General features: G+C 63.6%; 1 protein-coding gene. It reads right to left on the bottom strand.

Annotated elements, in window-relative coordinates:
- Positions 1 to 241 (bottom strand): hypothetical protein (locus H483_RS28475; protein ID WP_017836706.1); only part of this gene is annotated, 241 nt, incomplete at its 3' end.
- Positions 242 to 437 lie beyond the last annotated feature (196 nt).

Raw genomic sequence — 437 nt, 5'->3', positions numbered from 1 at the left:
CGGTGGCGTCGAGGTAGCCGGAATCGCATAGGGCGGCCTCGAGAACCTGGGCATAGGGGAGGCGCAGTTCGGCAGCCATGCCGTCGAGCGTCGTTCGGGCTGGTAGGCCGCGCAAGCCGTGAGTGCGCCAAAGGTGCAGATTCTGCCGGGTGACCCCGATCCGGCGGGCCAACTCGGACTCGCTGACGCCGTAGGCCCGCTTATGGGCATCAATGAGTTCGACCAGGCGAGGGGTTTCCATGTGCCGAGTGTCCGCCTGCGCCGAGGGTGCCGTCAAGTAGTCGTTAACGGTTTCGACAAGTGCGACTTTACATAAGATAACTTAGCGGCCCTTCTAATTCCGCTGGTGAGTGCACATCCGGAGATGCTCACGTCCGCTACTGGAACCGGTTTGGCAACCGACACGATGCTGGCCCGGAGCGGCTGCCCGGTCCGGG

The sequence above is a fragment of the Dietzia sp. UCD-THP genome (assembly GCF_000349585.1).
Classification (GTDB): domain Bacteria; phylum Actinomycetota; class Actinomycetes; order Mycobacteriales; family Mycobacteriaceae; genus Dietzia; species Dietzia natronolimnaea_A.
Note: the sequence above shows the minus strand (reverse complement) of the source record. Positions and strands in the feature narration are given on the sequence as shown.